Source organism: Myxococcus vastator (genome assembly GCF_010894475.1).
Taxonomy (GTDB): domain Bacteria; phylum Myxococcota; class Myxococcia; order Myxococcales; family Myxococcaceae; genus Myxococcus; species Myxococcus vastator.
In genome coordinates, this window is record NZ_JAAIYB010000487.1 from 1 (window position 1) to 6,093 (window position 6,093).

Consider the following 6,093-nt stretch of genomic DNA (forward strand, 5'->3'; position numbering starts at 1 on the left):
TCCTCCTCCTCCGCCGCCATCATCACCGTCGTCATCACCACCGGGACACGCGGTTGTCAGCGCCAGGGTGAATGCGAGCGCCAGCACCTTGCGGGTGAGGCCTCGGGTCGGCTTGCGAGTCACGTCCATTCGGTTCTCTCCCCCATGCCGCTCGCGCATTCGAGGGCAGGCGGGGCATTGTCGACAAGTCCGAAGCCAACTTCAAACGCACATTGGCCGCGGACCTGTCGGACCGGACGTCAACTCAGGGGAGCGGCCCGTCGACCAGGCGGAGCACGTCCGCCAGCACGCCAGCCGCCGTCACCGCCGCGCCCGCGCCGTAGCCGCGAATCACCAGCGGTGTGGGGCTGTAGCGCTCCGAGGTGAAGCTGAGCGCGTTCTCTCCGCCCTTCACCGCCGCCAGCGGGTGGGACAGGGGCACCGGCACGAGCCCGACGAAGCAGCCGTCCTCCGTGACGCTGCCCACGTAGCGGAGCACCTTGCCCTCCTGGCGGAGGGCCTCCACGCGGCGCTGGAAGGCGGCGTCCACCTGGGGGAGCCGGGCGAGGAAGTCCTCCAGCGGCCCGGTGGCATCGAAGTCCGACGGCAGCAGGGAGTCCAGCGTCACCTGCGCCAGCTCCACGTCGCGGCCCAGCTCGCGGGCGAGGATGAGCACCTTGCGCGCCACGTCGGTGCCGTGGAGGTCGTCGCGCGGGTCGGGCTCGGTGAAGCGCTTCTCCATGGCGGTGCCCACCGCCTGTGACAGGGGGACGCCTTCCTCCGTCAGGCCCAGGATGAACGACAGCGAGCCGGAGAGGATGCCCTCCACGCGCAGCACCTGGTCTCCCGTGCGCAGCATGTTCTTCAGCGTGTCGATGACGGGCAGCGCCGCGCCCACGTTCGTCTCGTAGAGGAAGCGGCGCTGGTGGCGCGAGGCCGTCTCGCGCAGCTTGCGATAGTGGCTCCACTGGCCGGCGTTGGCCTTCTTGTTGGCGGTGACGACGTGGAGCCCCGCCTCCATCAGCGACGGGTAGGCCAGCGCGATGTCCTCGCTGCTGGTGCAGTCCACGAAGACGGGCCGGCCCGGCCGCTTCGCGCGGGCCCAGTCGCGGAAGGCGTCCAGGGGCGCGCCGTCGCTGGCGGCCGACAGCCGCTGCTTCCAGTCCTCCAGGGGAAGGCCCTCGCTCGCCGTCACGACGCGCTTGCTGTTGGCGATGACGCAGACGCGCAGGTCCACGCCGTGGGCGCGCAGCTTGGGCGCCTGCTGATGGACCTGCTTGAGCAGCTCGCCGCCCACGCTGCCCACGCCGGCCAGCAGCAGCTCCACGACCTCCGTGGTGCCGAAGCACCGCCCGTGGACGTGGGCCAGGGCGCGGGGGCCGTCCGCCTCCGCGATGACGGCGGAGATGCTGCGCTCGCTGGAGCCCTGCGCGATGGCGGCGATGCTGCAGCCCACGTCCGCCAGCGCGCTGAAGAAGGTGCCCGCCACGCCCACGCGGTGGCGCATGCCATCCCCGACGATGCTGAGCACGGCGAGCCCGCGCTGCTGCTCGATGGTGTCCACCTTGCCCGCCGCGCGCTCCATTTCAAACGCCGTCTCCAGGGCCTGCACGGCGCGCTCCGCGTCCGCCTGCTGGACGCAGAAGCTGATGGAGCACTCACTGGAGCCCTGGGTGATGAGCACCACGGAGATGCTGGCGTGGGCCATGGACTCGAAGACGCGGGCGGCGGTGCCCGGGACGCCCTTGAGCCCCGCGCCCGCCAGGTTCACCAGGGCGATGCCGGGCAGGAAGGACAGGCCACGCACCGGGTGCTCGGGCGGGGCGGCGTCGTCGGTGACGCGGGTGCCCGGGTGGTCGGGGCGGAAGCTGTTGCAGACGCGCACGGGGATGCCGCGCTCGCGCGCGGGCGCAATCGTCTTGGGGTGGAGCACCTTGGCGCCGAAGTACGCCAGCTCCATGGCCTCCTCGAAGCTCACCTCGGGCAGCGGGAAGGCCTCCGGCACCAGGCGCGGGTCGGCGCTGAAGATGCCGTCCACGTCCGTCCATATCTCCAGCAGCTCCGCGTCCAGCGCCGCCGCCGCCAGCGCCGCCGAATAGTCCGAGCCACCTCGGCCCAGGCACATCGTCTTGCCCCGGGCGTCACCGCCGAAGAAGCCCGGCATCAGCATCAGCCCGGGGCCGCTGGACTCGCGCAGCGGCGGGAAGCGCGCCCGGCTCTCCTCCTGGAGCGGCGTGGCCTGGAGCGGGTCCCCGGCGCAGCGGATGACGTCCCGTGGCTCCACCGCGTGCGGCTCCAGTCCGCGCGCGTGCATCAGCGCGCCCAGCATCAGGCACGAGGCGCGCTCGCCCAGGCCGGACAGGTGCGCGAGCACGGAGGGCGAACATTCCCGCAGCAGCCCCACGCCCTGCAGCAGCCCGTGCAGCTCCGAGGCCAGCGCGGAGAGCCCCTCTTCCAGCGAGCGCAGCCGCGCCTCCCCCAGCTCCGCCGCCAGCTCGCGGAGGATGCCGCGGTGGACGTCCTCGAAGCGGCCCTGGAGCGACTCCACCGGCTGGCCCTCCTGGGCTGCGCGGGCCGCGTCCACCAGGAGGTTGGTGATGCCGCTCACCGCCGAGGCGACCACCATCACCCGCGTCTCCTCGCGCGCCGCCGCGGCCAGGTCCGCCACGCCGCGCATCCGCTCGGCGGTGCCCACGCTCGTTCCCCCGAACTTCATCACCCTCATGAGCGCACCTCTGCGTGGAAGGCGGCGAGGCGGGGCGGCGGCGTCTGCGGGGAGGGCTGCATGTCGGGGCTCCTGCGGCATGTGAAAACAAAAAGCCCCGCGCCGGAGAGCGCGGGGCCGAGCTGGAAACCAAGGTGGCTTCCGTCGCTAGACCGCCCGCGCCCGGCGGGGAGTCGTAGAGGTCGTCGTCGTGGTGGTCAGCACGGTCGTCAGGACACACGCGCGGGCGAGGAGCGTCGTTCCCTCGCGCTGCGCGTGCTGGCCGTTGACGCCGTTCATGAAGGGAAGGCTGGCCGAACTTGCCGCGGCAAGTCAAGCAGGGGACCCGGCAGGTCCCCGCATGACAGAGAAGGGTTCGCGCAGGTCAACGCGAGCCCTCCCGGGCGTTCAGCTTGCCAGGCGCATGACCAGTTGGGTGAGGCCGTAGACAAGCACCGCCGTCAGCGCCGCGGCCGGGATGGTGAACACCCAGGCCCAGATGATGCGGCCGGCGACGCCCCACTTCACCGCGCGCCAGCCGCGGGTGGCGCCCACGCCGACGATGGCGCCGGTGATGGTGTGCGTGGTGGACACGGGGATGCCGAGCTGGGCGAGCGCGATGATGGTGACGCCGCCGCCCGTCTCCGCCGCGAAGCCGCCAATGGGCGCCAGCTTGGTGAGGCTGTGGCCCATGGTGCGGATGATGCGCCACCCGCCGAAGAAGGTCCCCAGGGCGATGGCCGCGTGGCAGGAGATGATCATCCACCAGTCAATGTGGAACGGCCGGTCCTTCCAGATGGTGCCGAAGAGCACCACGGCGATGATGCCCATCACCTTCTGCGCGTCATTGGTGCCGTGGCTGTAGGAGAAGATGGCGGACGACACGAGCTGCAGCCGGCGAAACCACGAGTCCACCTTCAGCGGTGTCTGGCGGTGCACCGTCCAGGTGCTGAGCACCATCAGCCCGATGCCCAGCGTCATGCCGATGAGGGGCGACAGCACGATGAAGGCGGCGATCTTCGCGATGCCCGAGCCCACCAGGCCGGCGAAGCCGAGCACCGGCAGCGTGGCGCCAATCATGCCTCCGGCCAGCGCGTGGGACGACGAGGAGGGCAGGCCCCACCACCACGTCAGCAGGTTCCAGACGATGGCGCCCATGAGGGCGGAGAAGATGACGGCGAGCACCGCGCTGGGGCCCTGCGCCCGGAGCATCTCGAAGTTGATGATGCCCTTGCCCATGGTGTTGGCCACATGGACGCCCCCGCCAAAGGCCGCGATGAAGTTGAAGAAGGCGGCCCAGGCCACGGCCAGGTTGGGGGACAGCACTCGGGTGGAGACCACGGTGGCGATGGAGTTCGCCGCGTCGTGGAATCCATTGATGAAGTCGAAGATGAGTGCGACCGCGACGATGAGGATGACGGCGGCGAGTAGCATTTAGCTGTGCTCCAGCACCACGCCTTCGATGACGTTGGCCACCGACTGGCACTTGTCGGTGGCGGTCTCGATGAAGTCGTAGATCTCCTTCCACTTGATGATGAGCAGCGTGTCCGCCCCGCTCTTGAAGAGCCGGCCGACACCCGCGCGCAGGGCTTCATCCGCCTGCGTCTCCAGGCGCTTGATTTCCTTGCACCCGGCCAGAATCTGCTCCGGCTTCTTGATGAGCCGCAGCGCGGCCACCACTTCCTGCACCTTCTGCGTGGACAGCACCAGCAGGCGCGCCAGCTCCGTGGCGTCCGGCAGGCTGGACGGGATTTCGTAGTAGTGCAGGCGGGCGGCGGCGGCGTTGGTCAAATCCAACACGTCGTCGATGCGGGAGAGCAGGGAGTGAATCTGCCCCCGGTCGAACGGGGTGATGAACTGCTGGTGCAGACGGTTGAAGGCGGTGTGGGTGACCTCGTCCCCACGGTGCTCCACGTCCTTGAGCGCCTGGACCCGCGCGGCGACGTCGCGGTAGTCACTGAGCAGCGCGTAGAGCATCTTCGCGCCTTCGACGGTGACGGCACATTGCGCATCGAAGTCGTCGAAGAACTCGTCCGACTTCGGCATCAGCTTCTCGAGCATCCGTCCCTCCAAGTCGCCTGGGGGCAGGCGACGCCGTTCTTGAGGGCGGTTGACATGCCTGTCACGCGCCCGTGGCGCGCCCGTGACTACCCTAAGTGGAGAGAATCTCCAGCCTTCCTTTCTACTTGCCTGTGGCTCCCACCCTCGCTAGGGCGCGCCCTCCGGGGACAGAGGGGGGAGCCAGGGCTGGCCGCCTTGCTCGCGGCCCGGCCGCTCAGACGGCGATGGCAATCTTCCCGAAGTGGGCACCGGACTCCATGTAGCGCAGCGCCTCGCGCGCCTGCTCGAAGGGGAAGCTCCGGTCGATGACGGGCTTGAGGCGGTGCTGGGTGATGAGCCGGTTCAGGTCCTCGAACATGGCGCGGCTGCCCACGTAAGTCCGCTGGACGTCGAGCTTCTTGGGCTCCACCAGGGCGGGGTCCGGCCTGGCGAAGCCGCCGCTGAGCATGCCGATGAGGGAGATGTGGCCCCCGGGCTTCGTGGCCCGGACGGAGCGGGGGAAGGTCTCCTCGCCGCCCACCTCCAGGACGTGGTCCACCCCCTGGCCGCCCGTGAGCGCCAGCGCCTGCGCCTCCCAGTCCGGGTGCTTCTTGTAGTTGATGGTGCCATCCGCACCCAGGGTCCGGGCGTGCTCCAGCTTCGCGTCCTGGCTGGAGGTGATGAGGACCCGAGCCCCCAGCGCCTTGGCCAACTGGAGCGCGAAGACGGACACGCCGCCGGTGCCCTGCGCCAGCACCGTCTGGCCCGGCTGGAGCCGGCCCTCGGAGACCAGGGCGTTCCAGGCGGTGACGGCGGCGCACGGGAGGGTGGCGCCTTCCTCGAAGGACAGGTGCTCCGGGAGCAGGACGAGCCCCTCGGCGTCCACGACGACGTACTCCGCCAGCACGCCATCCACGCTGCCACCCAGGGCGTTCTGCGTCTTCTCTGGCGAGGGCGGGCCGGCCGTCCACGTCTGGAAGAAGGTGGGGGCCACGCGGTCACCCGGCGTCACGCGGGTGACGCCGGGGCCCACGGCCACGACCTCTCCCGCGCCGTCCGACACGGGGATGAGGGAGGCGGGGCGCGTTCCCGGATAGCGGCCCAGGGCGATGTAGAGGTCCCGGTAGTTGAGGGACACCGCGCGAATCCGGACCCGCACCTGGCCGGGGCCCGGCGTGGGCGCCGGACGCTCCACCTGCACCCATGCGTCGGCGCTCCCCGTCTGCTGCAGTTCGTAGGCTTTCATGCGGGCATGACTATCCACGGACCGTCAGGGCCGCCATGCAACCAATGAGGGAAGGGCTCTCCGGCTGGGTGGAAGTGCCCGGAGTGAAGTGTTTCGCCGTGTGCGCCTGCCCGGAGGCCAGGGG

Annotated in this window: 5 protein-coding genes; all 5 read right to left on the reverse strand. The window is 70.4% G+C overall.

From position 1 onward, the window contains the following. Nucleotides 1-244: 244 nt before the first annotated feature. Nucleotides 245-2,704: a bifunctional aspartate kinase/homoserine dehydrogenase I gene (thrA, locus tag G4D87_RS32045; RefSeq protein WP_163786490.1), complete on the reverse strand. Its 2,460-nt coding sequence runs from the start codon at nt 2,702-2,704 to the stop codon at nt 245-247. A gap of 147 nt (nt 2,705-2,851) precedes the next feature. Then, entirely contained in the window at nt 2,852-2,983 is a 132-nt protein-coding gene (locus G4D87_RS40050; protein ID WP_275902315.1) for a hypothetical protein, read from the reverse strand. A 108-nt stretch (nt 2,984-3,091) separates the two neighbouring features. Beyond that, a complete protein-coding gene (locus G4D87_RS32050; RefSeq protein WP_163786491.1) occupies nt 3,092-4,117 on the reverse strand; it encodes an inorganic phosphate transporter in 1,026 nt (341 codons plus the stop codon). Further along, a complete protein-coding gene (locus G4D87_RS32055; protein WP_163786492.1) occupies nt 4,118-4,744 on the reverse strand; it encodes a DUF47 domain-containing protein in 627 nt (208 codons plus the stop codon). Between the two features lie 214 nt (nt 4,745-4,958). Further along, on the reverse strand, nt 4,959-5,969 hold the full coding sequence (locus G4D87_RS32060) for a zinc-dependent alcohol dehydrogenase family protein (protein ID WP_163786493.1): 1,011 nt from the start codon (nt 5,967-5,969) through the stop codon (nt 4,959-4,961). Nucleotides 5,970-6,093: the final 124 nt, after the last annotated feature.

Coding starts and splice junctions, on each gene's coding strand:
- G4D87_RS32060 (WP_163786493.1), bottom strand. CDS start 5,969: ATGAAAGCCTACGAACTGCAGCAGACGGGGAGCGCCGACGCATGGGTG.
- G4D87_RS32050 (WP_163786491.1), bottom strand. CDS start 4,117: ATGCTACTCGCCGCCGTCATCCTCATCGTCGCGGTCGCACTCATCTTC.
- G4D87_RS32055 (WP_163786492.1), bottom strand. CDS start 4,744: ATGCTCGAGAAGCTGATGCCGAAGTCGGACGAGTTCTTCGACGACTTC.
- G4D87_RS40050 (WP_275902315.1), bottom strand. CDS start 2,983: ATGAACGGCGTCAACGGCCAGCACGCGCAGCGCGAGGGAACGACGCTC.
- thrA (WP_163786490.1), bottom strand. CDS start 2,704: ATGAGGGTGATGAAGTTCGGGGGAACGAGCGTGGGCACCGCCGAGCGG.